Here is an 851-nt window from a genome sequence, read left to right as displayed (position 1 = left end):
AAATGCTCTTTCTATTTGGGAACCTGTCTGCAATGAAATTTTCGATCGTCTGATTAAACCACGCTGGGAGATTAGATAATGAAGCGTGCGCCTGTTATTCCAAAACATACGCTCAATACTCAACCGGTTGAAGATACTTCGTTATCGACACCAGCTGCCCCGATGGTGGATTCGTTAATTGCGCGCGTAGGAGTAATGGCTCGCGGTAATGCCATTACTTTGCCTGTATGTGGTCGGGATGTGAAGTTTACTCTTGAAGTGCTCCGGGGTGATAGTGTTGAGAAGACCTCTCGGGTATGGTCAGGTAATGAACGTGACCAGGAGCTGCTTACTGAGGACGCACTGGATGATCTCATCCCTTCTTTTCTACTGACTGGTCAACAGACACCGGCGTTCGGTCGAAGAGTATCTGGTGTCATAGAAATTGCCGATGGGAGTCGCCGTCGTAAAGCTGCTGCACTTACCGAAAGTGATTATCGTGTTCTGGTTGGCGAGCTGGATGATGAGCAGATGGCTGCATTATCCAGATTGGGTAACGATTATCGCCCAACAAGTGCTTATGAACGTGGTCAGCGTTATGCAAGCCGATTGCAGAATGAATTTGCTGGAAATATTTCTGCGCTGGCTGATGCGGAAAATATTTCACGTAAGATTATTACCCGCTGTATCAACACCGCCAAATTGCCTAAATCAGTTGTTGCTCTTTTTTCTCACCCCGGTGAACTATCTGCCCGGTCAGGTGATGCACTTCAAAAAGCCTTTACAGATAAAGAGGAATTACTTAAGCAGCAGGCATCTAACCTTCATGAGCAGAAAAAAGCTGGGGTGATATTTGAAGCTGAAGAAGTTAT

At 46.2% G+C, this 851-nt stretch carries 1 protein-coding gene; it reads left to right on the top strand.

The window, feature by feature from the left end:
- Window positions 1-78 precede the first annotated feature (78 nt).
- Window positions 79-851 (top strand): ParB/RepB/Spo0J family plasmid partition protein (locus tag D5S11_RS19670; RefSeq protein WP_128424646.1); only part of this gene is annotated, 773 nt, incomplete at its 3' end.

Origin of the sequence: Bacillus sp. L75 (assembly GCF_003676355.1) — a bacterium.
In the GTDB taxonomy this organism is placed as follows: Bacteria; Bacillota; Bacilli; order Bacillales; family Bacillaceae; genus Bacillus; species Bacillus velezensis.
The sequence above is the reverse complement of the archived record's forward strand: the minus strand, read 5'-3'. Positions and strand labels throughout refer to the sequence as shown.